We start from the raw sequence: 858 nt of genomic DNA, 5'->3' as shown, positions 1-858 counted from the left end.
GTTCGACCGGGCGAATGCCCGGCTTGACGGTTCCCAAGGCGTCGGTTTCGTTGCATAGCGGCACAGGAATATTAACCTGTTTCCCTTTTGTCTCATTCGAGTTGCGGTGAGACTTAGGACCGGCTAACCCTCGGCTGTTCAGCATTGCCGAGGAACCCTTGCTCGTAAGGCCGTCGGGGGTCTAACCCGACTAACGCTGCTACTATGACCAGGATTTTCGTCCCTATTCGGTCCACATGAGTTCTCACCCACGCTTCCATCCGAACAGAGTGCCAACCTACTCAATTGCGGTGTAACCCGCATGGTCAGGTCTCGGTGGTAGACTTGAGCCCCGATCATTTTGGGCGCCTCAAACCTCGGCCGGTAAGCTGTTACGCTTTTCTTAGAGGGTAGCTGCTTCTAAGCTCACCTCCCGGCTGTCTAGGGCTTGAGACCACCTTCGATCGCACTTAGTCTACACTTTGGGACCTTAACCCGACTCTGGGTTGTCTCCCTCACGGTGCACAGGCTTACCCCGCACACCGGATTCCCTGCGTCAACGGCGTTCATAAGTTTGGAGTTTGACAAGGGGGCCGACTTCTCTCGAAGTCGGCGCCCCTAATCGGTCGCTCTACCTCATGAACTACCTCGGCAGAGGTCATGCTTCGACATGTTTCGGTTGGAACCAGCTGTTGCCAGATTCGATGGGCCTTTCACCCCTATACGTAGATCACGAGAGGGTATTGTAGGACACCAACTCTAACAGGCCTCCACGTGCCTTTCGGCACGCTTCGCCTTGTCCACGCATAGATCATCTGGTTTCGGGTCGCATCCGATTGACTCCCCGCCCTTGAAGACGGCGGCCCTCGCCCGTGAGGG

1 rRNA gene is annotated in these 858 nt (G+C 56.3%); it reads right to left on the bottom strand.

Features of this window, described 5'->3' with window-relative positions:
- Window positions 1-858: ribosomal RNA gene (locus FXF75_RS22300) — 23S ribosomal RNA — on the bottom strand; the annotation flags it as partial.

Origin of the sequence: Halorussus sp. MSC15.2 (assembly GCF_010747475.1) — an archaeon.
In the GTDB taxonomy this organism is placed as follows: domain Archaea; phylum Halobacteriota; class Halobacteria; order Halobacteriales; family Haladaptataceae; genus Halorussus.
Note: the sequence above shows the minus strand (reverse complement) of the source record. Positions and strands in the feature narration are given on the sequence as shown.